This is a genomic window from Saccharopolyspora sp. SCSIO 74807, assembly GCF_037023755.1.
GTDB classification, from domain to species: domain Bacteria; phylum Actinomycetota; class Actinomycetes; order Mycobacteriales; family Pseudonocardiaceae; genus Saccharopolyspora_C; species Saccharopolyspora_C galaxeae.
In genome coordinates this window covers 1,356,354-1,381,892 of record NZ_CP146100.1, presented here as the reverse complement: position 1 = coordinate 1,381,892, position 25,539 = coordinate 1,356,354, and the positions used below count along the sequence as shown (strand labels likewise).

Annotated in this window: 18 protein-coding genes and 1 tRNA gene; 14 read left to right on the top strand and 5 right to left on the bottom strand. The window is 71.8% G+C overall.

Annotated features, from left to right (window positions below):
- Nucleotides 1-116: 116 nt before the first annotated feature.
- Together topA and V1457_RS06080 are read left to right on the top strand one after the other, a co-directional pair.
- On the top strand, nucleotides 117-3,161 hold the full coding sequence (gene topA / locus V1457_RS06085) for a type I DNA topoisomerase (protein ID WP_407074750.1): 3,045 nt from the start codon (nucleotides 117-119) through the stop codon (nucleotides 3,159-3,161).
- 72 nt (nucleotides 3,162-3,233) lie between these two features.
- Nucleotides 3,234-4,484 carry a DNA polymerase III subunit delta' gene (locus V1457_RS06080; protein WP_200068268.1) on the top strand — a complete coding sequence of 417 codons (1,251 nt, stop codon included), beginning with the start codon at nucleotides 3,234-3,236 and terminating at the stop codon, nucleotides 4,482-4,484.
- Between the two features lie 72 nt (nucleotides 4,485-4,556).
- Here V1457_RS06080 and V1457_RS06075 read toward each other — a convergent pair whose 3' ends face one another.
- The 3 genes from V1457_RS06075 to V1457_RS06065 all read right to left on the bottom strand — a co-directional run bounded on the left by V1457_RS06075 (nucleotide 4,557) and on the right by V1457_RS06065 (nucleotide 6,993).
- Nucleotides 4,557-5,357 (bottom strand): hypothetical protein, encoded by an 801-nt coding sequence (locus V1457_RS06075; protein ID WP_200068269.1) that lies wholly within the window; start codon nucleotides 5,355-5,357, stop codon nucleotides 4,557-4,559.
- 165 nt (nucleotides 5,358-5,522) lie between these two features.
- Entirely contained in the window at nucleotides 5,523-6,362 is an 840-nt protein-coding gene (locus tag V1457_RS06070; RefSeq protein ID WP_200068270.1) for a DUF4231 domain-containing protein, read from the bottom strand.
- 557 nt (nucleotides 6,363-6,919) lie between these two features.
- Nucleotides 6,920-6,993 (bottom strand) — tRNA-Thr (locus tag V1457_RS06065).
- A gap of 196 nt (nucleotides 6,994-7,189) precedes the next feature.
- Here V1457_RS06065 and V1457_RS06060 point away from each other — a divergent pair.
- The gene (locus tag V1457_RS06060; RefSeq protein WP_338601227.1) at nucleotides 7,190-8,710 is read left to right on the top strand and encodes a hypothetical protein; all 1,521 of its coding nucleotides are present in this window, start codon (nucleotides 7,190-7,192) and stop codon (nucleotides 8,708-8,710) included.
- Between the two features lie 96 nt (nucleotides 8,711-8,806).
- On the opposite strand, the gene V1457_RS06055 is transcribed toward V1457_RS06060, so the two are convergent.
- Nucleotides 8,807-9,298 (bottom strand): inorganic diphosphatase, encoded by a 492-nt coding sequence (locus V1457_RS06055; protein ID WP_200068271.1) that lies wholly within the window; start codon nucleotides 9,296-9,298, stop codon nucleotides 8,807-8,809.
- Between the two features lie 274 nt (nucleotides 9,299-9,572).
- On the opposite strand from V1457_RS06055, the gene dacB reads away from it, so the two are divergent.
- The 9 genes from dacB (at nucleotide 9,573) to folK (ending at nucleotide 22,416) form a co-directional block, all read left to right on the top strand.
- The gene (gene dacB, locus V1457_RS06050) at nucleotides 9,573-14,135 is read left to right on the top strand and encodes a D-alanyl-D-alanine carboxypeptidase/D-alanyl-D-alanine-endopeptidase (protein WP_338601224.1); all 4,563 of its coding nucleotides are present in this window, start codon (nucleotides 9,573-9,575) and stop codon (nucleotides 14,133-14,135) included.
- 140 nt (nucleotides 14,136-14,275) lie between these two features.
- Nucleotides 14,276-15,373, top strand: coding sequence for a zinc-dependent metalloprotease (locus V1457_RS06045; protein WP_295146922.1), 1,098 nt, complete (start codon nucleotides 14,276-14,278; stop codon nucleotides 15,371-15,373).
- A 34-nt stretch (nucleotides 15,374-15,407) separates the two neighbouring features.
- Nucleotides 15,408-16,439 carry a tRNA lysidine(34) synthetase TilS gene (tilS, locus tag V1457_RS06040; protein WP_374220906.1) on the top strand — a complete coding sequence of 344 codons (1,032 nt, stop codon included), beginning with the start codon at nucleotides 15,408-15,410 and terminating at the stop codon, nucleotides 16,437-16,439.
- Between the two features lie 33 nt (nucleotides 16,440-16,472).
- A complete protein-coding gene (hpt, locus tag V1457_RS06035; RefSeq protein ID WP_200068273.1) occupies nucleotides 16,473-17,030 on the top strand; it encodes a hypoxanthine phosphoribosyltransferase in 558 nt (185 codons plus the stop codon).
- A 224-nt stretch (nucleotides 17,031-17,254) separates the two neighbouring features.
- Complete coding sequence (gene ftsH, locus V1457_RS06030; protein ID WP_338601221.1) at nucleotides 17,255-19,813, top strand: ATP-dependent zinc metalloprotease FtsH; 2,559 nt, start codon at nucleotides 17,255-17,257, stop codon at nucleotides 19,811-19,813.
- A gap of 109 nt (nucleotides 19,814-19,922) precedes the next feature.
- On the top strand, nucleotides 19,923-20,564 hold the full coding sequence (gene folE, locus V1457_RS06025) for a GTP cyclohydrolase I FolE (protein ID WP_295142362.1): 642 nt from the start codon (nucleotides 19,923-19,925) through the stop codon (nucleotides 20,562-20,564).
- Nucleotides 20,564-21,409, top strand: a complete 846-nt coding sequence (folP, locus tag V1457_RS06020; protein ID WP_200068276.1) for a dihydropteroate synthase — start codon at nucleotides 20,564-20,566, stop codon at nucleotides 21,407-21,409. The genes folE and folP overlap by 1 nt, the downstream gene beginning before the upstream one ends.
- Nucleotides 21,402-21,788 carry a dihydroneopterin aldolase gene (gene folB / locus V1457_RS06015; RefSeq protein ID WP_338601216.1) on the top strand — a complete coding sequence of 129 codons (387 nt, stop codon included), beginning with the start codon at nucleotides 21,402-21,404 and terminating at the stop codon, nucleotides 21,786-21,788. Before folP ends, folB begins: the two co-directional genes overlap by 8 nt.
- Nucleotides 21,789-21,912: 124 nt before the next feature.
- A complete protein-coding gene (folK, locus tag V1457_RS06010) occupies nucleotides 21,913-22,416 on the top strand; it encodes a 2-amino-4-hydroxy-6-hydroxymethyldihydropteridine diphosphokinase (protein WP_295142368.1) in 504 nt (167 codons plus the stop codon).
- A 224-nt stretch (nucleotides 22,417-22,640) separates the two neighbouring features.
- On the opposite strand, the gene V1457_RS06005 is transcribed toward folK, so the two are convergent.
- Nucleotides 22,641-23,588 (bottom strand): MerR family transcriptional regulator, encoded by a 948-nt coding sequence (locus V1457_RS06005; protein ID WP_338601211.1) that lies wholly within the window; start codon nucleotides 23,586-23,588, stop codon nucleotides 22,641-22,643.
- A 121-nt stretch (nucleotides 23,589-23,709) separates the two neighbouring features.
- Here V1457_RS06005 and V1457_RS06000 point away from each other — a divergent pair, with 121 nt between their 5' ends.
- Nucleotides 23,710-24,171 (top strand): DUF3180 domain-containing protein, encoded by a 462-nt coding sequence (locus V1457_RS06000; protein WP_200068280.1) that lies wholly within the window; start codon nucleotides 23,710-23,712, stop codon nucleotides 24,169-24,171.
- 135 nt (nucleotides 24,172-24,306) lie between these two features.
- Nucleotides 24,307-25,527: a DUF6779 domain-containing protein gene (locus tag V1457_RS05995; RefSeq protein ID WP_338601206.1), complete on the top strand. Its 1,221-nt coding sequence runs from the start codon at nucleotides 24,307-24,309 to the stop codon at nucleotides 25,525-25,527.
- The last annotated feature ends 12 nt before the right edge of the window (nucleotides 25,528-25,539 follow it).

The following is a 25,539-nucleotide window of genomic DNA, read 5'->3' as shown; positions in this document are numbered from 1 at the left end:
GACGCGAGTACCGGCGTGTGGTGTGCCACGCTGTGCGTCCCTGGGTGCGGCATATCGGACCGCGTCCGGTGCACACTGGCGGATCGGACGCCTTCGCGAGGAGAGAGCAGGTAAGCGTGGCTGGGTCGACACGGGCGAAGCAGGACGGCAACGGCCGGGCTTCGGGGTCCGCGAACGGAGCGGGCGCCGGTGGTCGGCGGCTGGTGATCGTCGAGTCCCCCGCCAAGGCCAAGAAGATCGCCTCGTTCCTCGGTTCCGAGTTCCTGGTGGAGTCCTCCCGCGGGCACATCCGGGACCTGCCGCGCGGCGCCGCGGACGTCCCGGCGAAGTACAAGGGCCAGTCCTGGGCGCGGCTCGGCGTGGACGTGGAGAACAACTTCGAGCCGCTGTACCTGGTGACCGCGGACAAGAAGAGCACGGTCAGCGAGCTCAAGGACGCGCTGAAGGAAGTCGACGAGCTCTACCTCGCCACGGACGGCGACCGCGAGGGCGAAGCGATCGCCTGGCACCTGATGGAAACGCTCAAGCCGAAGGTGCCGGTGCGCCGGATGGTGTTCCACGAGATCACCGAGTCCGCCATCCAGGCCGCCGCGGCGAACCCGCGCGACCTGGACCAGGACTTGGTGGACGCGCAGGAGACGCGCCGCATCCTGGACCGGCTCTACGGCTACGAGGTCAGCCCGGTGCTGTGGAAGAAGGTCATGCCGAAGCTCTCGGCGGGCCGGGTGCAGTCCGTGGCGACCCGGATCGTGGTGCAGCGCGAGCGGGAGCGCATCAAGTTCGTGCCCGCTTCCTACTGGGACATCTCGGCCACCATGGATGCCGGTGCGCAGGCCGATCCGCGCCGCTTCGGCGCCCGCCTGGTCAGCGTGGACGGCGCGAAGATCGCCACCGGACGGGACTTCGGCCCGGACGGCAGGTTGCGCAACGCCGATGTGCGCCCGCTCGACGAGCAGGAGGCGCGCCGCCTGGCGGGCGCGCTCGCCGACGCGCAGCTGAGCGTGTCCAGCGTCGAGGAGAAGCCCTACACGCGGCGCCCCTACGCGCCGTTCATGACCTCCACGCTGCAGCAGGAGGCCAGCCGCAAGCTCCGCTTCTCCGCGGACCGCACGATGCGCACCGCGCAGCGGCTCTACGAGAACGGCTACATCACCTACATGCGGACCGACTCGACCACGCTGTCCGAGACGGCGCTGAGCGCGGCCCGCAACCAGGCGCGGGACCTCTACGGCGACGACCACCTCTCGCCGCAACCCCGGCAGTACAACCGCAAGGTCAAAAACGCGCAGGAAGCGCACGAGGCGATCCGGCCCGCCGGGGACACCTTCCGCACGCCCGGCCAGGTCGCCAACGAGCTCGACGCCGACGGGTTCAAGCTCTACGAGCTGATCTGGCAGCGCACCATCGCCTCGCAGATGGCCGACGCGAAGGGCACCACGCTGTCGGTGCGCATCACCGGCACCGCCGCGGGCGGCGAGGAGTGCACGTTCGCCGCATCCGGGCGCACGATCACCTTCCCCGGCTTCCTGAAGGCCTACGTCGAGTCGGTGGACTCGGAGGCGGGCGGCGTCGCCGACGACGCGGAGTCCAGGCTGCCGCGGCTCGCACAGGACCAGCCGATCACCGCCGCCGAACTGGAGCCGGACGGGCACAGCACCAACCCGCCCGCCCGCTACACCGAGGCGAGCCTGGTCAAGGCGCTGGAAGAGCTCGGCATCGGCCGCCCGTCCACCTACGCCTCGATCATCAGCACCGTGCAGGAACGCGGCTACGTGTGGAAGAAGGGCTCCGCGCTGGTGCCGTCCTGGGTGGCGTTCGCCGTGGTGGGCTTGATGGAACAGCACTTCGGCCGGCTGGTGGACTACGACTTCACCGCCGCGCTGGAGGACGAGCTGGACCGCATCGCCGAGGGGCGCCAGCAGCGCACGAAGTGGCTGTCCGGCTTCTACTTCGGCGGCGAGGTCGGCCCGGACGACTCGATCGGCCGCGCCGGCGGGCTCAAGAAGCTGGTCGGTTCCAGCGTGGAGCAGATCGACGCGCGCGAGGTGAACTCGATCCCGATGTTCACCGACGACGAGGACCGCACGGTCTACGTCCGGGTCGGCAGGTACGGGCCGTACCTGGAGCGCCCGCTCGGCGACGACGAGTCGCAGCGCGCGAACCTGCCGGACGACCTGCCGCCGGACGAGCTCACCGCGCAGATCGCGGAGAAGCTGTTCGCGACGCCGATGGAGGGCCGCAGCCTCGGCACCGATCCGGAGTCGGGGCACGAGGTGCTGGCCAAGGAAGGCCGCTTCGGCCCGTACGTCACCGAGGTGCTGCCGGAGGGCGACAAGTCCAAGCCGCGCACCGGCAGCCTGCTCAAGTCGATGTCGCTGGACACCGTGACGCTCGAGGACGCGCTGAGGCTGCTGTCGCTGCCGCGGGTGGTCGGCACCGACCCCGACTCCGGCGAGGAGATCACCGCGCAGAACGGCCGCTACGGGCCGTACTTGAAGCGCGGCACCGATTCGCGGTCGCTGGAGACCGAGGAGCAGATCTTCACGGTCACGCTGGACGAGGCGAAGAAGCTCTACGCGCAGCCGAAGCAGCGCGGCAGGCGGGCCGCGGCGGCTCCGCTGCGCGAACTGGGCGACGAGCCGGACACCGGCAAGCCGCTGGTGATCAAGGACGGCCGGTTCGGGCCGTACGTCACCGACGGCGAGACGAACGCTTCGCTGCGCAAGGGCGATGACGTCGAGTCGCTGTCGATGGACCGCGCGACCGAACTGATCCAGGAACGCCGCGCGAAGGCTCCGCCGAAGAAGAAGTCGGCGCAGTCGAAGAGCAGCTCGTCGAAGAGCGCCCCCGCCAAGAGCGCCTCAGCCAAGAGCACCTCCGCCAAGAGCGCTGCGTCGAAGAGTTCCGCGTCGAAGAGCACGGCGTCCAAGAGCGGCTCCAAGAGCACGTCCGGCAAGAGCACCGCCAAGTCCGGCACGTCGGCGAAGTCGGGCACGTCGGCGAAGTCGGGCACGTCGGCGAAGTCGGGGACCTCCGCCAAGAGCACGGCATCGAAGAGCTCCACAGCCAAGACGAACGGCTCGAAGAGCACGTCGTCGCGCAGCACCGGCGCCCGCAGCAAGTCCGCGAAGAGCGACGAAACCGCGTCCTCGCAGTCCTGAACGCCCCGGGTGCGCCCGGTCCGCTGTCGTGGCCGCCTCGTACAGTGCGGGTGAACGCCACGGAGGTGACCTGTGCAGGAGTCCCCGGATCCGGTCGAGGGCGAGGTCCCGCCGGACACCGGCGTCTGGGCGGACATCGTCGGTCAGCCCGCCGCGGTGCGCACGCTGCTGGCAGCCGCCCGCGCCGCGCGGTTGCAGATCCGGGGTGAGCCGGCGCCGGCCGGGGCGATGACCCACGCGTGGTTGTTCACCGGACCGCCCGGATCCGGCCGTTCGGTGGCGGCTCGCGCCTTCGCGGCGGCACTGCAGTGCACGGACCCGGCCGCGGATGGTGACCTGCCGGGCTGCGGGCACTGCTCCGCCTGCCGCACGGTCATGTCCGGCACGCACGCGGACGTGCGCGTGGTCGTGCCGGAGGGCCTGACGATCTCGGTGCGCGAGATGCGCGAGCTCGTGCAGGCCGCGGCCCGCCGCCCGACCACCGGGGAATGGCGGGTCGTGCTCATCGAGGATTCCGACCGGCTGACCGAAGGCGCGGCGAACGCGCTGCTCAAGGCCGTCGAAGAACCTCCGGACCGCACGGTTTTCGCGCTGTGCGCGCCTTCGGACCACCCGGAGGACGTGCCGGTGACGATCCGCTCGCGGTGCCGCGCCGTGCAGCTGCGCACTCCGCTGGCGTCCGCGATCGCGGAGGTGCTGCGCGAACGGGACGGCATCGAGGACGCCATGGCCACCTGGGCCGCGTCCGTGTGCGGCGGACACATCGGTCGTGCGCGGCGGTTGGCGACAGATTCCGATGCGCGGGAGCGGCGCGCGAAGGTGCTCAGCGTCCCGGCCGGTCTGCGCCGGTTCTCCGATGTGTTCACCGCCGCCGGCGGGCTGGTGAAGTCCGCGGAGACGGAGGCGGCAGCGGCCAACGAGGAACGCGACGAAGCCGAGAAGGACGAGCTGCGCACCGCCATGGGAGCGGGCGGTACCGGTAAGGGAACCGCGGCGGCGAACCGCGGCGCGAACGCCGCGCTGCGCGAACTGGAGAAGCGGCAGAAGTCCCGGGCCACCCGTTCGCAGCGGGACGCGCTGGACCTGGCGCTGGTGGACTTGGCGGGGTTCTACCGGGACGTGCTGGTGACCCGGTCGCGTTCGGCCGCGCCGCTGAACCATCCGGACTACGAGGCGGATGTGGTGCGCGCGGCTTCGGAGTGGAGCTCGGAGTCGGCGCTGCGGCGGCTGGAAGCGGTGCTGGAGTGCCGCACGGCGCTGAGCCGCAACGTGAAGCCGATCATCGCCGTGGAGGCGATGGCCGCCACCTTGCACCGGGGCTGACGCCGCCGCGGACGTGAAACGGCCCCCGCACCCTCCTCCCCTGGGTGCGGGGGCCGCGTCAGTGGCGGCCGGTCAGTCGGCCGGGGTCTGCTGCGGGACGTTGACCGCTTCGGCCAGCGAGCTGTGCCCCAGGCCGTGCTGCAGCGGCTTGCCGAGCATGCCGTTGGCGTTGCTGAGGTCGAGCAGGTGCGGGCGCTGCGCACTGCGCGGGGCGGGCTTGGTGGTCGGGGCGTTGATCGCTTCGGAGCTGCCGCCCGCCTGGCCGTCGGTGCCGCTGAGACCGCCGGATCCGGGCTTGCCCGGCTTGCCGTTCTCGGCGGTGACGTGCTGGTTCATCGCCTCGGGCGGGAGGGCGTTGACGAAGTCGACCATCGCGTTGCCCGCCGTGTTGACGGCGTCGCCGATGTCCCGCGGCGGGAACGCGGGCTGGGCGGCGCGCGCACCGTCTGCCGGGGACTGCGCACTGCGCGGCACCGGGTGCGTGGTCGCGTGGTCGAACGGGGCGAGCGGGTCGCCGAGCGCGCCGTCCTTCTCGGCGGAGCCGCCCAGCGGGCCGTTGTCGAAGGCCGCGTTGAGGGGACCGTTCTCGAGGCTGTTCGCCAAGGGGCCGTTCTGGAAGGTGCTCGCCAGGGGCCCGCCGTCGCGCTGCTGGCCTGCCTGCTGCGCCAACCCGGAGGGTGCGGAGACCACGTCGCCGACGGTCTTCTGGATGCCGTGGACCGTGCCTGCGCCGTGGAAGGCGGTCTGCGCGAGCCCGTTCTGCACGGGCAGTTCGGCCGGGTATTGGGGGGTGGCCAGGGCGGCCCCTGCGGAGCCGACTACGCCGGCCCCGGTCAGCACGGCGGCGGCCGCCGCGGTCAGGCTGCGTTTCATCGCCTTGCTCCTCTCCGCACAGGTGCTCACCTGTGCACCGGGCGGAGAGTACGGAGCCGGGTTCGACCACGAATCAGCGATCACGACCTTCGGAAAATATCTACGCGCAGTGTGTGGAACGGGGCAGAATCCGCTCACTTTCGAGTGATCCGAACGGTCCCGCGATCACTGTCCGGCGAAGGATGTGATGTCCACGGATTGGTTGAGGTGCTGTTGGCGCTTGGCCTGCTCCTCGCGCAACGATTCCACGGTATCGGCGAATTCGGCGTAGGCGTCGGTTTCGTCCTCGAACCTACTGTACCGACCGGCCCGCAATTCGACCGAATGGTATTCGCGTTCCAGTACATCGGCGGTCTGCTGCAGGCTCACGCCCCGCTCGCGGTACTTGGCGTAACCGCCGAACGCGGCCGCGACCGCCACCAGCAGCCCGACGCAAACAGCTGCCCAGCGGAAACTGGGGGCCGAAGTGCCCGCGGCGGTGACCGTGGCGCTGACGATCGAGCCGACGATCACCACGGTCTGCAGGAACTGGTCCTTCCAGCGGTGCCTGCCCGCTTCGTCGCGGTAGCGCTCGATCACGTCGGGCAGGTCCGCCCGGTAGCGCTTGCGCATCCCGAGCAGGTCACCGGAGTTCCACTCGTCGAGCTGGTGCTCGCGGTGCGCCCGTTCGACCTCGCGCAGCTCGGTGGCCACCGAGCGCATCCTGAAATGCTGGCGGTAAGCGGTCCGGGCGGAGACGGCGACCGAGCCGATCGGTAGCACCACTGCCGCGACCGTGGCCGCCACGGGCGGATTGAGCAGGCTGATCCCGGCAGCGGAGATGCCGAACAGGGCCAGGTTGCCCGGATAGACCCAGAGCAGCAGGAAGCGTTGCAGCAGCCGTGCCCGGTAGAGCTGCTCGGACAACTCGCTGATGCGTCGTTCCCAGTCCTGCGCCTGGGATTCTCCGGCGATGACCCCGCCGCCGATGATGCCCGTGCCGTTGCCCGCGTCCCAACGCTCCATCACATCGATCCTTCCGGCGTCACTGTGATCGAAGTAGCTCCCCAAGTTCGGCGACAATCGGCTATAAGGGTGAAGGTCGATTGGGCTGATCGGCCTACACCTGGTGGCGCCGTGTGATCACTGCAGGCCGGTCGCGAGATGTCGACTTCGAAACCCGCCAGTGATAACAGCTGTTGCCACCAGCCGTCCGTCACCGTCCCTACTTGCCCCGGATCGGGGTGACCCACTTTGGCAGCGCCGCCGAACGGCTCAATCACGTGGGGCGCGAACGGCGGCGTTCGGACTCTGCTATGGGGCGGAGCCGAGCGGCGTTCTCGGTGGCTGCGGTGGAGTTCACCGCGGTTGTTCGTGTTGGAACTTCTGCTGTGTGCGATTTAGGAATTCCGAATAAAAGCGGAACGATCCAGAACGAAATTTCTTGCCGATTGTTCCGACTTGGAACTTGATCAAGCCGTTCACGCCTACCCGTCCATGGTCCTGCGGTCGCCCGGACCGCACCACGGCGAGCCGGACGCGAAACAGCCCCCTCCCGGAGTCCGGAAAGGGGCTGTGCGCGGAGCCGCCTGCGGGAATCGAACCCGCGACCTACGCATTACGAGTGCGTCGCTCTGTCCGACTGAGCTAAGGCGGCGTTGCGCGGCCAGTGTAGCGGGGCGACGCGACGGCTCCGACGGAGGGGAGGGCTCCGACGGAGGGGAGGTTCGGAGGCGGTCGCGAGCGGCGAGCGGACGTGCACACGCGGCAATCGGGCCGTCACCCCGGCCAGGGCGCGTCGTTGTGCTGATCGGTGATACGTGTCACCGATCCGACCAACGGAGGTCTTCGCGATGCGATCGAACCGACCGCTGCGCCGCTTCGCCGCTTGCACGACGGTGTCGCTGGCCATCGCCGGGCTGAGCGTGCCGGCCGCGTTCGCGGAGACCACCACGACGCCCATTCCGATCCCCGAGGATCCGAACCAGCCGCCCGCGTCCTCCGGCCCGCCGGTACCGCCGCCGGGGCCGATCGTGGCGGAAGCCGGCACCGGCATCGGGGTGGTGCGGGTGCTGCCGGGCACCGTGCCCGGGGACTCGATCATCGACGGACAGCAGGTGCCGAACCAGTCCGTGGCGGAAGCCGGCATGGGGCTGGCCACCGCGAAGGCGGACTCGGGGACTTACCTGGCGCAGGAGCGCTCGGTCGCGGAAGCCGCGCCGTTCGGTGCGGCGATCGCGGGCAACCCGATCCAGGTTCCCGGGGTGTCGGTGAACCAGACGGCGCTGCCGGACCACCCCGAACCGACCGCGACCGGCTTCGGGCCGCCTCCGTCGCCTGCCGACTCGGTGCTGAAACTCGGTGCGGTGCAAGGAAGTGCGCACGCGAGGTGGGACGAGCTGCAGGGGCCGTGCGTGTCCCCGATCTCCGATGCGGACACCTCGGTCGCGAGCGTTTCCGCGGTCAACGCGCTGCCCGCGATGCCGGACACCCCGCAGGAGTTCGACCGGCTGGCGAGCGACCCGGGCTCGGCCCAGGCGAAGACCGCCGAGCTGCGCGCGATGCTCGATGGTGGGAAGGGCGCCACGCTCGGCGGTCTGCTCTCCGGCGGTGCGCCGGACGAATCGGGCAACGGCTCGCTGCTCAACGTGCCGCAGTCGATCCGCGCGCACTCCCGCATCGAGCTGGTGGACGTGCCGGGCGCGGCGGGCAAGGCGGTGCGGTCCACCTCCGAGATGCAGCCCGCCAGCGTCCAGCTGCTCGCCGGGACGCCGCAGGAGGTGCGGGTCGACGTGGTCAGCGCGCCGAAGCTGACGGTCACCGCCACCGGCGATCCCGCGACCTCCAGCGTCGACTACTCGGCGCCGGTGCTGCGGGTCTCGCAGGGCGGCCGGGAATTGGCGGTGCTCGACGCGGCGCACCCGACGCAGGACCTGCCGATCGGGATGCCGCCGGGATCGGATCGGCTGCCGGTCGTCGGCGACGCGCTGAACAGCCGGATGCTCGACCTCGGGGTGCTGCGGCTGAACCTCGGATCGCTGACGCAGCAGGCCGACGGCACCGAACTCAGCGCCGATGCGCGGTTGTTCGAGCTGAAGGTGCTGCCTGCCGATGCGCTGGGGATGCCCGGTGCCGCGCTGGCCGACATCTCGTTCGGGGAGCAGTCGGCGCAGGCCGGTGCGCCCGAAGGCGGTGTGCAGTGCGGGCAGCAGCCGCTCCCCGCGCCTGCGGACCCGCCCGCGGAGGGCGCTGCTGCGCCGCCGCTGGCGAAGACCAGCGGTGCCTACTACACGATTCCGCTGTTCTGGACCGGTGCCGGGCTCCTGCTGCTGGGCGGCGTGCTGGTCGCCGCGGTCCCGCGCCGCAGGAGCTAGCGGCGCCGTCCCCGCACCCCGAATCCGGGGACGGCCCGCCCGGCACGACGAAGGCCCTCACCCCGGCGAGGTGAGGGCCTTCGGTGCGAGCGCGGTTCAGTGCTCGCCGTGCTCCTTGGCGCGCCGGTAGGAGCGGTGGATCTCCTCCTCCGCCTCGGTCCGGCCGACCCAGGTGGCGCCCTCCACGCTCTTGCCCGGCTCCAGATCCTTGTAGACCTCGAAGAAGTGCTGGATCTCCAGCTTGTAGAACTCCGCCAGGTGGTGGATGTCGCGCAGGTGCTCCTGGCGCGGGTCGTCCGAGGGCACGCAGATGAGCTTGTCATCGCCGCCCTTCTCGTCCCGCATCCGGAACATGCCGACCGCGCGGGCGGTGATCAGGCAGCCGGGGAACGTCGGTTCCTGCACCAGCACCAGCGCGTCCAGCGGATCCCCGTCCTCGCCGAGGGTGTGCTCCACGTAGCCGTAGTCGGCCGGGTACTGGGTTGCGGTGAACAACGTGCGGTCCAGCCGGATCCGGCCCGTCTTGTGGTCCACTTCGTACTTGTTCCGGCTCCCCTTGGGGATTTCGATAAGGACGTCGAACTCCACGCGGTTCCTCACTCGTTCTCGCCAGCTTGCTCGTCGAGACTCTCGCCCGACCGGTTGCGGCCCGCCGCTGCCACGCCGGTCGGCGTCCGGCCCGCGGCGCGCCTGCCGGGCACTGCGCGGTGCCACCTCGCAGGCCACCAGGCCCGACGAGTCGACAGCGGCCGCCCGTGCCGCGGCACGACCACGTCTAGTGTGGACCACGGCCGCGCGCCCGGCCCCACCGCAGTGCGGCAGCTCGCATCTGGCAATCTGTCCACCCGTCGAGGAGGAGCCCGTGCCCGAACCCCACAGCATCCGGGGTGAGGTGTCCGATCCCGATCGCGAGCAGCACTCGGACTCCGCGCGAACGTCGAAGACGGGGGCCGGGGACCAGGCGAGCGCGGACGCGGACACCACGCGCCCGGAGCAGCGCTCGCCGTCCGGCGAGCCGGAGTCGGGTGGCCGGTCGGCCGGCGCCAAGACGCTCGCGGGGGACGTGCGCGGCGGGGCGGACAACGGCGGTGGCACGCGGGTTTCCGGAGATCTCGCGGACGGTCAAGGATCGGAGCAGCCGGACGAGACCGGGCGATCGGAAGGTTCCTCGCACGACGAAGCCGCCGGGTCCGCGGAGCGTTCGTCGGATGCTGCGGCGGATTCCGGCACGGACAGCGCCCAGCGGCAGGCCGCTGCGCAGGATTTTTCCGGTTGGCAGGCGGGTTCTGGGCTGTTCGGCGCTACCTCGGCGCCGAGTTCCGCGCAGCGTCGTGGTGCGTTCGCGGCGCCGATGGTCGGCGAACTGCCCACTGATGACGCCGGGGCCGAGCAGGACTCCGGTGCGCGTGCGAGCTCCGAGGGATCAGACGCGGCGGATGACGACCGCGCGGGTTCCTCCGAGGAGCCCGTGGCCCGGACGGCGGATCAGGACGGGCAGGTAGCTGCCGACGAGGATGTCTCGGCGCCCGAATCCGATGTCCCCGAATCCGATGCCGTGGAATCCGATGCCGCGGACGACGATTCCGGCGTGGGGGAAACGCACGGTTCGTCCGAGGAAGTGGGCGCGCGGTCCGACTCGACGGCTGCTGAAGCGCCCGCCGCGGAAGCCGCGGAGCCGCAGCGTGCATCCGGCTGGGCGGGCCAGGCGGTGGACCAGGTGGCGAGCCCGGCGGAGAGCGGAACCGAGGAGCGGAGCAACGGGCAGCCGGACACCGGCGAGGACGAGCGGGACGCGACGGCCGACGGCAGCCGGTCCCGGGCTTCACCCGAGGTGGACGCCGATTCCGGCCGGAGTGCCGAGGGCGGTGCCGGCCCGGAAGAGGTGACCGGTCGGTCCGGGACGGTGGACCGGAATTCCGGGGCTGCCGAGCAGGAATCCGGCACCGGGCAGGACGCGGAGACCGGGCCGGTCGATCCGGCGACCGGCGAGCAGGACCCGGCAGGCCCGAGCAGCGCGGCGACCGGCGGTGTCCGGACCGCCGAGCAGGGGCCGACCGATCGACGAGCGGCCGAGGGCTCCGGCCGGGCCACTGCGCGCTTCGCGACGGGGCGGATCGATCGCGCGCCCGAGCGCTCCGCGGACGGGGTGGCGGCCGAGGACTCCGCCGACGCGGACGGTGTCAGCGCGGGCGGTGCTGATCCGGACCGCGCCGACCAGGAAGGTTCCGATCAGGTAAGTGCTGGTCAGGGACGCGCCGATCAGGGCCGCGCGGATCAGGGCCGAGACGAACAGGACGGCGACGGCCGGGACCGCTCTGGTCAAGACAGCGACGACCAGCACGGTGCCAGCCAGGATGACGCTGATCACGACCGCGCCGACCAGGACGGCGAGGACACCGGCCGGTCCTCGGACGAGCGGCCGGACGCGGCTGCAGAACCCGACCAGGCCGTTCGAGCTCCGAACGCCGAACCCGACGGGCCGGACGAAGACGCGCAGGCGACCGGACCGCTCGGCGCCTCCGACGAACAGGCAGCGGCGGAGTCGCCCCGAGCGGCCGGTAGCAGCGCGGGAACTCAGCAGATCACCGGTACCGCCGACCCGGACGGGCAGGCGACCGGGAAGTTCGAGGTCGTCGACGAAGATGCCGGGGAGGGCGCCGAGGACGGCTCGGTCTCGGACCGGGAGGAGACCGACGAGTCCGCCACGCAGGTGACCGGCCGGTTCGAGACGGTCGAGCAGGACGAGGTTCCTGCCGTGACCGAGCCGGTGGCGGGCGAACGCGACGCGGACTCCGCGCCGGCCGAGCCGGCGGAGGTCGATCCAACCGCGGCCGATCCGGTCGTGGGCGACTCGGCAGCGGTCGAGCGCGGTGCGGATGCCGAGTCGGCCCCGTTTACCGACCCAGCCCCGTTCACCGACCCAGCCCCGTTCACCGAGCCAGCCCCGTTCACCGAGCCGACCACAGCGGCCGAGTCGGTCCCGGCCGAAGGCGCTGCAGCGGCGGCCGAGCCGCTCGCGGATGAGCCTGCTGCGGATCCCACCGCGGTCGACTCGGTCCCGGCCGATGATGCCGCCGGTTCAGCGGCAGCCGCGCCCGAGCACGACGAGACTCCGACGCGGGAAGACGGCTCCCAGCCCGGCTTCACCGGCCAAGCCACCGGCCGCATCGATCTCGACGACATCGACGCGCCAGCGGACACCGCGCAGCGCGAGGACACCTCGCCGCCCGCGCCCGCCGCGACCGCACCGGAGGTCGACCAGACCGGGGCGACGCCCGATGAAGGCGAGTGGGCCACCGCCGAGCAGCAGCGCATCGACGTCCCGATCGCCCCCGGCTCCGCAGGCACGCCCGCAGCGGACCCGTCGTTCCCCGGTGCGGACACCGCGCCGCCCGCGCCGGAGGAGCCGGTCGATTCCGCCTTCTCCGCGGACTCCGGTTCGGACCCGATCGGCACCCGCGGCGGTGGGCTCGCGAGCGGTCCGCTGCGGGAGGCGCCGCCGCCCTCCGACGTCGAGCGGACGCAGCAGCTGAAGCCGATCGAGGACACCCAGCAGTTCAGCGTCGCCGACCTGGAACGCGAGGTGGCCAGGCAGGAAGGCGGGCCCACCGAGCAGCGGCCCACCGAGCAGGGTTCCGCCGCGGACCGGAACGACGACGGCGGGCCTGCGACGACCCGGATACCGGTCGTCCCGCCAGCGCCCGAACCGGTCGAGGCGCCCTCGGACACCGAGACCACCCAGCAGTTCCGCATCCCGGACTTCAGCGCACCGCCGCGGCCAGGGCCGCCTGCGCAGCCTGCGCCGCCGGCCGCTCAGCCGCACCACTTCCCGTCGCCGCAGGCCAGGCAGGCACCGCCCGCCGCAGCGCCGCGATCGGCGCACCCGCAGGACTTCGCGGGTGCGCCGTCCCAAGCGCCCGGGCCGTACCGGGCGGCGCCGCAGCGGGTGACGCCCGCCGAGCACGAGCCGGACCTCCACCCCGAACCCGCCGAACCAGCCGAGCCCGCTGCGGAGGAACCGCGCCGGAAGCGGTTCCGCGGCGTGCTGGCCGTGGCGGTCGTGGTGGTGCTCGGCGTCGGCGCCGCGATCGGCGTGCCCGCAGCGATCGACGGCATTTCCGCCGCGCAGATCGCCGATCCGCCTGCGCCGGTGCGGTTGAGCCCGTCGATCAAGCCGGTCGGCTCCTCGGCTCCGGAACCGGCTTCGGCCACGCTGGACGCGGCGCTGAACGGCCCGGCCTCGAACCCGGTGCTGGCGCCGTTCGGCGGTGTGGTGCTCGATCCGGCGACCGGCCGCACGCTGTGGGACCGCGGGGCGTCGCAACCGCTGACGCCCGCCTCCACCGGCAAGCTGCTGACGATGAGCGCGGCGATGCTCACGCTCGACCACGAGTCGCGGTTCACCACCAAGGTGGTGCGCGGGTCGGAGCCGGGCAGCGTGGTGCTCGTCGGCGGTGGCGACCCCACGCTCTCCAGCCTGCCCGCGGGGGACGAGTCGGTGTACCCGGGCGCGGCGCACCTCGCCGATCTGGCCGCGCAGGTGCGGGCGGCGACCGGTGGGCAGGTCACCTCGGTCAAGGTCGACAACAGCCGCTACAAGGGCCCGAAGCTGGCGCCCGGCTGGCTGCCGACGGACATCGCGGGCGGGCAGATGTCGCCGATGGAGCCGGTGATGCTCGACGGCGGGCGGAAGAATCCGAAGGAGGACTACAGCCCCCGCACCGAAACCCCGGCGCAGCAGACGGGGCAGGAGCTCGCGAAGCTGCTCGGGCTGCCGTCCTCGGCGGTCTCGGAGGCCAGCGCCGGGCCGAACGCGCAGAGCCTCGGCCAGGTCGAATCGCCGACGGTGCGCAAGATGGTCGAGACGACCCTGCTGCACTCGGACAACGTGCTGGCCGAAGCGCTCGGCAGGGAAGTCGCCATCAAGAACGGCAACGAGCCGTCGTTCGCCGGCGCCACCCAGGCGGTGCGCGAAGTGCTGCAGCGCAACGGTTTCGACCTGACCGGCGTGCGGATGGACGACAGCAGCGGGTTGTCCACCAACGACAAGATCCCGCCGAAGGTGCTCGGCAACCTGCTGGCCGCGGCGAACTCGACCGGCGGGGCGAACGCGAACGGCGGTTCCGGCTCGACCGGCGGGGCGTCGGACAAGTCGGCGAAGCTGCGCGAGCTGCTGACCGGGCTGCCGGTGGCGGGCGGTTCCGGCAGCCTCGGCGACCGGTACGCGGACAGCTCCGGTCGCGGATGGGTCCGGGCGAAGACCGGCACGCTGGACGGGGCGAACGGCTTGGCCGGGTCGGTGGTCACCCGGGACGGCCGGTTGCTGGTGTTCGCGTTCATGTCCAACCACACCGGAAGCTCCGGCGTGCTGCGTCCCGCGCTGGACAAGGTCGCCTCCGCGTTGCGGGAGTGCGGCTGCCGCTGAGCGGCTCCGCGCGGGTTCCGTGCGCTGCACGTGGGAGTGTCCGTGCCCTGCACGTGGAATGTCGCTGCGCAGCGCGCGGAAGTGTCGGTGCGCAGGGCACCGGGGGTACGGTCGGTGCTGTGACTTCGCGATCCGCCACTTTGCCGCCGAGCACTCCCGACAACGGCTCGACCGGAGCGGATCGCACGCTGGATTGGGACCTGGCCGCGGCGACCGCGGCCCGGCTGATGTCCAGCGGCCCGGACGTGCCTCGGGAAGAAGCGGACCGCGCGGTGCGCGATCTGCGGCGGGCCAGCGTCGCGGCGGAGTCGCACGTGCGCGAACTGACCGGCTTGGGCCTGGACCTGCCGGTGTTGCAGGGCGATGTGGTCGACCGGCCGGAATGGGTGCGCGCGGCCGCGCACGGGCTGTCCGAGTTGACCGGTGTGGCGCTGCGCTCGGCCGGTCGTCCCGGCGCGCTCGGCGCTGATCTGCTCAGCGGCCTCGGTGCGCGCGGCGCCGGGCTGCAAACCGGACTCGTGCTGTCGTACCTGGGCACGAAGGTCCTCGGGCAGTACGACCCGTTCCTGCCGAGTTCCCGCGGCACGCGTCCCGGGCGGCTGCTGCTGGTGGCGCCGAACATCGTGGCCGCGCAGCGGGCGTTGGACGTGCCCGCGGACGACTTCGTGATGTGGGTGTGCCTGCACGAGTCGACGCACCGGCTGCAGTTCAACGCGGTTCCGTGGCTGCGGGAGCACTTCGCGCAGAGTCTCGGGGTGCTGCTCTCGGACATGGACTCGTCGCTGGTCGAGCTGCTGCGGCGGTTGCCGTCGGTGCTGCGCGGGCCGCGGGCCGGGACGGAGTCGAGCCCGGGGGTGCTCGGCGTGGTCGAGCTGCTGCAGGGGCCTGAGCAGCGGGCGGCGCTGGACCGCATCCTCGCGCTGTCCACGCTGCTGGAAGGCCACGCCGATCACGTGATGGACGCCGTCGGGCCGGAGGTGGTGCCCAGCGTGGCCACCATCCGCCGCAGGTTCACCGAGCGCCGCAACGGTGGCGGATTGCTGGACCGGCTGCTGCGCAGCCTGCTAGGGGTGGACGCGAAGATGCGGCAGTACGCGGAGGGTGCTGCGTTCACCCGGCACGTCGTGCGCGAGGTGGGCATGGACGGGTTCAACGCGGTGTGGACGTCGCCGGAGCAGCTGCCGACGCGCGCCGAGATCTCGGATCCGCCGTCGTGGCTGCGCCGCGTGCACGGCTGACAGCGGCTGTCGCCGCGCCCCGCACAATGTTGTCGTGACCTCCGCGTTCCCCGGCCCCGCGGCCGACGGCGCCAGCCGCTTCGCAGGCCAGGCGACTCTGGCCGTGCGAACGGCGCTGCGCCGCTTTCTCGCCGCGGCCGGAAACGCGGCCCCGCTGGTGGTGGCGTGTTCCGGTGGCGCCGACTCGCTCGCGCTCGCCGCCGCCGCTTCGCACGTGGCGGCCCGCGAAGGTCGCTCGCTGCGCGGAGTGGTCGTGGACCACGGGTTGCAGGAGGAATCCGCAGAGGTGGCTTCGACGGCTGCCGACCAGTTGCGGGCACTGGATTTCCCGGACGTGCAAGTACTGCCGGTGCGGGTGAGCGGTGCAGGCGGCACGGAGGCCGCCGCTCGCCGCGCGCGGTACGAGGCGCTGGAGCGGGCGCGGCCGGACGGGTCGATGGTGCTGCTCGGGCACACGCTGGACGATCAGGCCGAGACGGTGCTGCTGGGATTGGGACGCGGTTCGGGAGCTCGTTCGCTGGCCGGGATGCGCGCGTGGGACGAACCCTGGGCGCGGCCGCTGCTGGAGATCACCAGGGAGACCACGGCCCGTTCCTGCGCCGAACTCGGCCTGGTGCCGTGGCAGGACCCGCACAACAGCGACGGCAGGTTCACCCGCGTCCGGCTGCGCGGGGAAGTGCTCCCGCTGCTGGAGGAAGTGCTGCAGGGCGGCGTCGCACCGGCGTTGGCCCGCACGGCCCGCCAGCTGCGCGAGGACGTGGACGCGCTGGACGCGGTCGCGGCACGAGTGCGCGGCCGGGTCGAGCTCGCGGGCGCGCTCGACGCGACGGCGCTGGCAGCCGAACCGCCCGCGGTGCGGCGCCGGGTGCTGCGCGGTTGGTTGCTGCAGCAGGGCGTCGCCGAGCTCTCGGACGCCCATCTGCGGTCCGCGGACGCCCTGATCGGTGACTGGCGGGGACAGGGTGGTCACGCTCTGCCGGGCAACTTTGTGCTGCGCCGGACGCATGGCAGGCTTCAGGTGGAACGTGGTGGACGAGGAACCGCCGAACGGTTGAGCGGCGGGTGAACGTGCGCCCAACAGGAGAGGGGAAGCCGGGCCGTGTACGACGGCGACATCGCTTCAGTGCTCATCACCGAGCAGCAGATCAAGGACAAGACGGCCGAGTTGGCCAAGCAGATCTCCGAGGACTACCGGGACGCCCCGGGCGGGGACCTGCTGCTGGTGGGAGTGCTCAAGGGTGCGGTGATGGTCATGACCGACCTGGCGCGGGCGCTGCCGCAGCCCGCCCAGCTGGAGTTCATGGCGGTCAGCTCGTACGGCTCCTCGACCTCGTCGTCCGGCGTCGTGCGGATCCTCAAGGACCTGGACCGGGACATCGCGGGCCGCCAGGTGCTGATCGTGGAGGACATCATCGACTCCGGGCTGACGCTGTCCTGGCTGCTGAAGAACCTGGCTTCGCGCAACCCCGCCTCCCTGGAGGTGTGCACGCTGCTGCGCAAGCCGGACGCGGTGCAGGTGGACGTGCCGGTCCGCTACGTCGGGTTCGACATCCCGAACGAGTTCGTCGTGGGCTACGGGCTGGACTTCGCCGAGCGCTACCGCGACCTGCCCTACATCGGCTCCTTGGACCCGAAGGTCTACACCTCGGGGCTGTGACGCCGCACCGGCGGGCGGGAACGGCCGCGCGAAAGATCCGGTTCCGGCCAAGAGTAGGCTGGTCTGACTGCACGGCTCGCGGCGTGGTCGCGCACTCGTGGCGGCCGGTACGCTGGTTCGAGGGGGTTGACGGCGGCGACGGTTCGTGCGTGCGCCGTTCACCGGTGCCGTTGCCCGAGGTGAAGTCAGGGAGGGTCGAGGCCGAATCCGTCGGCCGCAAGTGAATGGACCGAAAGCGCCTGCTCCGTAACCCGCTGCTTTGGATCCTGGCGGTGTTCGCGCTGATGTGGGGCCTCAGCGTGATCATGGACGAGACCCGGGGCTACCACCCGGTCTCCACCTCCCAAGCGCTTCAGCAGATCTCCGAAGGCAAGGTCTCCGAAGCGACCATCCAGGACAAAGAACAGCGCGTGCTGCTGACCATGAAGCCCGGCCAGAGCTTCGACGGCAGCTCGATGCTGACGACCCAGTACCCCGCGGGCTCCACCGACGCGGTGGTCAACGAGATCCGCCAGGCCGGCGTCGGCAGCTGGAACACCCAGGTCACCCAGGATTCGCTCTGGATGCAGATGCTGATCTACCTGGTGCCGATCGGCCTGCTGGTGCTGCTGCTGATGTGGATGATGAACAACGTCCAGGGCGGCGGCAACCGGGTGTTGAACTTCGGCAAGTCCAAGGCCAAGCAGCTCACCAAGGACATGCCCAAGACGCTGTTCGGCGACGTCGCCGGTGCCGACGAGGCCGTCGAAGAGCTGCACGAGATCAAGGACTTCCTCTCCTACCCGGCGCGCTACCAGGCGCTCGGCGCGAAGATCCCGAAGGGCGTGCTGCTGTACGGGCCGCCCGGCACCGGTAAGACGCTGCTGGCGCGGGCCGTCGCCGGTGAGGCGGGCGTGCCGTTCTACTCGATCTCCGGTTCGGACTTCGTGGAGATGTTCGTCGGTGTCGGCGCCTCCCGCGTCCGCGACCTGTTCGAGCAGGCCAAGCAGAACGCGCCGTGCATCGTGTTCGTCGACGAGATCGACGCGGTCGGCCGCCAGCGCGGCGCCGGGCTCGGCGGCGGGCACGACGAGCGGGAGCAGACGCTCAACCAGCTGCTGGTGGAGATGGACGGGTTCGACTCCCGCGGCGGGATCATCCTGATCGCGGCGACGAACCGCCCGGACATCCTGGACCCGGCGCTGCTGCGGCCGGGCCGGTTCGACCGGCAGATCCCGGTTTCGGCGCCGGACCTGCGGGGCCGCCGCGCGATCCTGGGCGTGCACTCCAAGGGCAAGCCGCTCGCCGGGGACGCGGACATGGAAGGCCTGGCCAAGCGCACCGTCGGGTTCTCCGGCGCGGACCTGGAGAACGTGGTCAACGAGGCCGCGCTGCTCACCGCCAGGGAGAACGGCCAGCTGATCACCGCCGCCGCCCTGGAGGAGTCGGTGGACCGCGTGATCGGCGGCCCGCGGCGCAAGAGCAAGATCATTTCGGAGCGGGACAAGAAGATCACCGCTTATCACGAGGGCGGGCACGCACTCGCCGCGTGGGCGATGCCGGACGTGGAGCCGGTCTACAAGCTCACGATCCTGCCGCGCGGCCGGACCGGTGGGCACGCCTTGGTCGTTCCCGAGGACGACAAGGACATGATGACCCGCTCGGAGATGATCGGGCGGCTGGTCTTCGCGCTCGGCGGACGCTCCGCCGAGGAGCTGGTGTTCCACGAGCCGACCACCGGTGCCTCCAGCGACATCGAGCAGGCGACCAAGATCGCCCGCGCGATGGTCACCGAGTACGGCATGACCGCCCGCCTCGGCGCGGTCAAGTACGGCAAGGAGGAGGGCGACCCGTTCCTGGGCCGTTCCGCCGGGCAGCAGCCGAACTACTCGCTGGAGGTCGCGCACGAGATCGACGAGGAGGTGCGCAAGCTCATCGAGGCCGCGCACACCGAGGCGTGGGAGGTGCTCAACACCTACCGCGACGTCCTCGACGACCTCGTGATGGAGGTCCTGGAGAAGGAGACGCTGGTCCGCAAGGACCTGGAGCGGATCTTCTCCCGGGTGGAGAAGCGGCCGCGGATCACCGCGTTCAACGACTTCGGCGGGCGCACCCCGTCGGAGAAGCCGCCGATCAAGACCCCTGGCGAGCAGGCGATCGAGCGCGGCGAGCCGTGGCCCCCGCCGGAGGCCGAGCCCACGCCGGTCAGTGCCGGTCAGCAGAACGGTTCGGTGCCCGCGGGCGCGGTCCCGGGTGCGCAGCAGAACCAGCAGTACGACCAGCAGAATCAGGGCACCGTCCAGTTCCCGAACCCGCAGCAGGGCCAGTACCCGCAGGGCCAGTACCAGCAGGGGCAGCAACCGCAGGGCGGGCAGTACCCACAGCAGGGCCAGCCTCCGCAGGGCCAGCAGCTGCCGCACGGCGTGCCGCCGAACTACGGCGCTCCGCCCGGGTGGAGCCCGGCCACGGCGTCCGGCGGTGTCGCGCCGGGCGGGCAGCAGCCGGCTGGACAGCAGCAGCCCTACCAGTGGGTTCCGTCCTGGGAACGCCAGCAGCCCACGGCCGGTCCGGGTGAGCAGTACGGCGGGCAACAGCCCCAGCAGCCGGCCAGCCAGCAGTACGGCAGCCAGCAGCCGGGGAACCAGCAGCCCGGCACGGCCGAAGGCCAGAACGCTTCGGGTGCGCAGGACCAGGCCAACCGGTCCGGGACCGAGCAGAACTCGGCGCAGTCCCCGCCCGCGGGCGAGGACCCGAACCGGACGGACCGGGGAGACGAATCGGGCGGCGGCGGCACGTCCCGCTGAGCACGACGGCCGCGCGTCGAGGAATCGAGCCGGTGCACGAGCAACGCCGATGGGGGCACCGCACGCCGGTGCCCCCATCGGTGCGGCCGAACCGGTGGAGGAACGACCAGTGATCAGCAGTCTCGGTGAGCAAGCCGGGTCGGAGGACGACTTCCGGCCGTCCGCGACGACGTTCGAACACCCCCGCTTCGACCACGAGCGGGCGCAGGCGGCGATCCGGGAACTGCTGCTCGCCGCCGGTGAGGACCCGGACCGGGAGGGCCTGCGGGAAACCCCGTCCCGGGTGGCGCGGGCGTACCAGGAACTGTTCGCGGGCCTCTACACCGACCCGGACGAGGTGCTCGACCGCACCTTCGACGAAGCGCACGAGGAACTCGTGCTGGTGCGCGACATCCCGATGTACTCGCAGTGCGAGCACCACCTGCTGCCGTTCCACGGGGTCGCGCACATCGGCTACATCCCGAACGAGAAGGGCCGGGTGACCGGGCTGTCCAAGCTGGCCCGGCTGGTGGATCTGTACGCGAAGCGCCCGCAGGTGCAGGAGCGGCTGACTTCGCAGGTCGCCGACGCCCTGGTGCGCAAACTCGAACCGCGCGGCGTGATCGTGGTGGTCGACGCCGAGCACCTGTGCATGGGGATGCGCGGCGTGCGCAAGGCCGGGTCGACCACGACCACTTCGGCGGTGCGCGGCGTGTTCCGCACGTCGGCTTCGTCGCGGTCCGAGGCCCTGGCGTTGATCAGGGGGAACTGATGGTCGTCGAGCTGCCCCGCCCCGGCCGGTGCGCCGTGCTGGGCGTGTTGAACGTGACGCCGGATTCGTTCTCGGACGGCGGGCGCTACCTGGACCGCGCGGCCGCGATCGAGCACGGCATCGAGATGCACCGGGCGGGCGCGGACATCATCGACGTCGGTGGCGAGTCCACCCGGCCGGGATCGGCGCGGGTCGATCCCGGCACCGAGGCCGATCGGGTGCTTCCGGTGGTGACCGAGCTGGTCGCGGCCGGTGTGCCGGTGAGCGTGGACACCACGCGTGCGCAGGTCGCGGAGGCCACCGCGAAGGCCGGTGCCGCGATGATCAACGACGTTTCCGGCGGGCTGGCGGACCCGGACATGGCGCGGGTGGCCGCGGAGACCGGGTTGCCGTGGGTGCTGATGCACTGGCGCGGGCACAGCCGGGACATGAATTCGCTGGCGAACTACACCGACGTGGTCGCCGAGGTGCGTTCCGAACTGCTGCGGCAGGTGGACGCGGCGGTGCGGGCCGGTGTCCGGGAGGAGGCGATCGTGCTCGACCCGGGGCTCGGCTTCGCCAAGACCGGGGAGCACGACTGGGCGCTGCTGCACGACCTCGGCGAGTTCGTGCAGCTCGGGTTCCCGGTGCTGGTGGGCGCTGCCCGCAAGCGGTTCCTCGGCAAGCTGCTGGCCGATCCGGACGGCACGCCGCGCCCGCCCACCGGGCGGGAGACCGCGACGGCGGCGGTTTCGGCGCTGGCCGCGGACCGCGGCGCGTGGGCGGTCCGGGTGCACGACGTGGTGAGTTCGTTGGACGCGGTCGCGGTGGCCGCGGCGTGGCGAGCGGGGAGGACCGTTGGCTGACCGGATCACGTTGACCGGGCTGCGGGTGCACGGCAGGCACGGGGTCTACGACCAGGAGAAGCGCGACGGGCACGAGTTCTCCGTCGACATCACCGTGTGGGCCGACTTGGCGGGTGCCGCGGCGGACGACGACCTGGCGCAGACGCTGAACTACGGCGAGCTGGCGCAGCGCGCGGCGGACGTGGTGGGCGGTCCCTCGCGGGATCTGATCGAGACCGTGGCCGCGGAGATCGCCGACGGCATCATGGCTGCGCACGCCGCGCACGCCGCGGAGGTGACGATCCACAAGCCGTCCGCCCCGATCCCGTTGACGTTCGCGGACGTGGCGGTGACGATCCGCCGTTCGCGGCGCGGTGGCCGGGGCGGCAACTCGCCCTGAGCTGGTTCGCGGCGAGATGGTCTGCTTCGTGGGAGCGACCGCGGCTCTCTGCGATCGATCGAGCTGCACGACATCGGGGCGGCGTGACAGCGATCGGCGAGCTTGATCTGGCGGGAGGGTGCGGATGAGCAGGGCGGTGCTCTCGCTCGGGTCGAATCTGGGGGACCGGCTGGGTTTCCTGCAGCTGGCCGTGGACGGGTTCGCCGACGTCCTGGTGGCGGCCTCACCGGTGTTCGAGACCGAACCGTGGGGCGTGACCGATCAGCCGGACTTCCTCAACGCGGTGCTCGTGGTGCAGTCGTCCGATGTGGACGAATGGGGTTGGCTGCGGCGCGCTCAAGAGCTGGAACGGGCTGCGGAACGGATCCGTGAGCAGCGCTGGGGTCCGCGCACGCTGGACGTCGACGTCGTCGCCGTGGACGGGGTGCGCAGCGAGCACCCGGACCTGCTGCTGCCGCATCCCGGAACGCCGAGCCGGGCGACGGTGCTGATCCCGTGGCTCGCGGTCGAGCCGGAGGCGGTGCTGCCCGGGCGCGGTCCGGTCGCGGCGCTGCGCGATGCCTTGCCCGCTGCCGACCTCGAAGCAGTGCGTGCCCGCCCGGACCTCGCGCTGCGCATTCCGCGCTGAAGAACCGCCTGTTCGCTCCGATCCGAGCTCCGCGCTGCGCCGACACGCCCGGAAACCGGCGCTCTGCTGCGATTTCCGCAATGAGTGAACGGACCGTTCGCCCAGTCTTGTAGGGCGAAGAGGTCGTTCACTCCGGGTGGAAGTGCACCGTTCGGCGGGTGGGCGGGCGTGTCGGCGGGAGGGCGAGCGCGGATCAGGCTCAGCAGGGATCAGTCCAGAGTGGATCAATCCAGCGTGCCGCGCACCGCGGCGGCGAGCCAGTGCATCCCGGCCTGCCTGGTCGGGTGCGCGGGCCAGTCGTTGATGATCGCCAGCAGCTCCCAGTAGCGCGACATCCGCTCGTCGACCGGCTGCGCCAGGAACTCCGCCAGCTCGCCGCGGACCTGCGGCGAGTCGGCGGTGCCGAGCTGCTCGGCGTAGGTCCGGGCGGCCCGCTCGGCTAGCTCCCGGCCACGAGCCGAGTCCGGCGCCGTGCCCGCCTGCTCGGCCGCGTTGACGTCGTCGTGCAGCGACCACCACTGCGCCGCCTGGTCCGGGGTCTGCACGGGAACCTCGTCGCCCGCCGCCATCCGCTCGGCCTGCCGGCGCCACATCTCCCGCACCGCGGCGCGGAAGCTCTGGTCGTTGATCAGCTCGGCCAGTTCCACCCACGCTTCGACCTGCGCGGGATTCGGGTCGTCCGGCAACCGGGGTTTCGCCGAACGCATCCACTCGGCGAATTCCTCGTCGATGTCCAGCCCGCTGATCGTGTAGTCCCAGAACTCGTCGATCAGCCGGTCGCGCTCGCCGTCCGACATCTGCGCGAGCTTGTGCATGAGCCTCACCTCTTCGGTCGTCTTCTGCTCCCGGACGACCGCGCGCAGCACGGCCCGCCGCGTCCGCAGCCGCCGCAACTGCTCCTCCACCAGCTGAAGCTGCCGCTGCGCCAGCGACGGCAGATCCGTCTCGGCGGCCAGCACGCGGCGTACCTCGCCGAGACCGGCACCGAGGTCGCGCAACGTGCGCACCAGCTCGAGCCGGGCCATCGCGGTCACGTCGTAGCGGCGGTGGCCCGCGGAGGTGCGGTCGATGGGCGGGACCAGGCCCTCGTCGGAGTAGAACCGGATCGTCTTGGCGCTCAGGCCCGTGCGGCGGCTGAGCTCTCCGATGCTGTAGCGCTGGTCGTCGTCCACGCCGGTCACCTTCCGCCTTCCAGCCGCTGGAAGTGCAAGCCCGATTTCCGCTGCGGGGCGTGGCGGGCACGGGGCCGCGCGGTGGGATGCTGGTCCGGTGGCACCTCGGCAGCAAGAGCGGATGAGCTTCACCCAGATCCGGCACCTCGTCATCGCCGCCGTCGTGGCGGGTGCGCTGGCGTACCTGGGCTGCCGCGCAGCCTATGGCGGACTGCCGCGGCTGCCCGCGCTCGCGGGCGCGACGTTGCTGCTGGTCGCGATCGTCGACGTGATCCTGGCCAGCACCATGCGGCCGCGGATCCTGCGCAAGTCCGGTACCGAGCCGGTGGATTCGCTGACCGCGGCGCGCGCGGTCGCGCTGGCGAAGGCTTCCTCGATGGCCGGCGCGATCATGGGCGGGGTGTGGCTCGGCCTGCTCGGCTTCCTGCTGCCGATGCGCGGCGAAGTGCAGGCCGCGGCCTCGGACACCCCGGCGGCCGTCATCGGGCTGGTGAGCGCGGCGCTGCTGGTGGCGGCCGGGTTGTGGCTGGAGCACTGCCTGCGCAATCCGGACGACCCCGAAGAGCACGACGACGAGGAGTGACTCCGCGGGTTTCTCTCACGCGGAAAACAACGGCTCGGCCGTCCGGAGGTATGGCACTGGTGCGCGCCGCGGAACATGCCGAGCGGTCGGTTCCCTGCGGATCTCGAACAGGTAACCGCCGGGTACCGTGCGGACATGACCAGCTCCGGCCGCCCCGAACACGCGCCTCGACATACCTCGGCGCTGTGGATCGGCACGGTCGTGCTCGCCGCCGCGGCGGCCGCGGTGATGGTGCTCAGCGACGACTCGCGGGTGCTCAAACTGGGCTTGGTGGCGGCGCTGTGGGCGGCGCTGCTCGGCGCGTTCGCGGTGGCCAAGCTGCGCGCCAAGGTCGCGGCCGAGGCGGAGCGCTCCGACGAGCGGCAGCGGATCTACGAGCTGGAGCTGGAGCGCGAGATCGCCGCTCGCCGTGAGTTCGAGGCCGAGGCCGAAGCCGACGCCCGGCGCAAGGCCGCCGAGCAGTCCGACACCGAGATCCAGGCGTTGAAGGCGGAGCTGCAGTCGCTGCGGGAGAACCTGGAGAAGGTGCTCGGCGGCGACGTGCTGTTCGAGCGGGTCGCGCTGCGCGCGGAGTCCACCCGGCTGCGCTCGCTGGCCGAGCACGGCGGCACCGGGAACCAGCCGCGGGTGATCCAGCACGGCGACGGCCGCGGCAAGCTCTCCACCGGTGTGCAGGGCCAGGTGGATCCGCACGTGGGCGAGCAGCAACCGCCGCGCCAGCCGCGTCCGCGCAAGTCCCGTCCGCAGCAGGGCAGACCCGCTCCCCGGCAGCCGGAACCGCGGAAACCGCGCAACGTCGCGCAGGGCGCGTGGCCCGCGCAGCAGCCGCAACCGCCGATCCAGCGGCCGCGGGAGCACCCGGCGAGCCGGACCGGGGAGATCCCGGTGAACGGCGGCACCGATGTGCAGGAGGCTCTCGCGGGCAACCCCGCCGCGACCGGGCGCGCCGCCGCGCACCAGCCGGCGCCGGCCGCTGGTGCGCAGGGAACCGGCGGGCATCCCCAGCAGGCCGGGGTGGGCAATCCGGCCATGACGGCCGAACAACCTGCCGTGCAACCGAAAAGCGCTGCGGCACCAGAAAGTTCCCCGGCGTCGACGCAGGACCGCGCGGCGGCGCCGCAAAACTCCGCCCCGCCTGCGCAACACCACTCAGGGCCACCGGAAACCTCCGCAGCAGCACCGGGGAATCCCGCTGGAGCACCGGCGAAGCCGCAGCAACCGGCCGAGCCGCAAGCAGCGGAACCGTCGAACGCGGCCGGAGCGCACACCGAGGGCACTTCGGTCACCGACCTGCTCGCCGCCTACGGCGATTCGCGCGGCTCCGCGTCGAAGCGCCGCCGTCGCCGCAGCGACTGAGCCGCGCGGCCT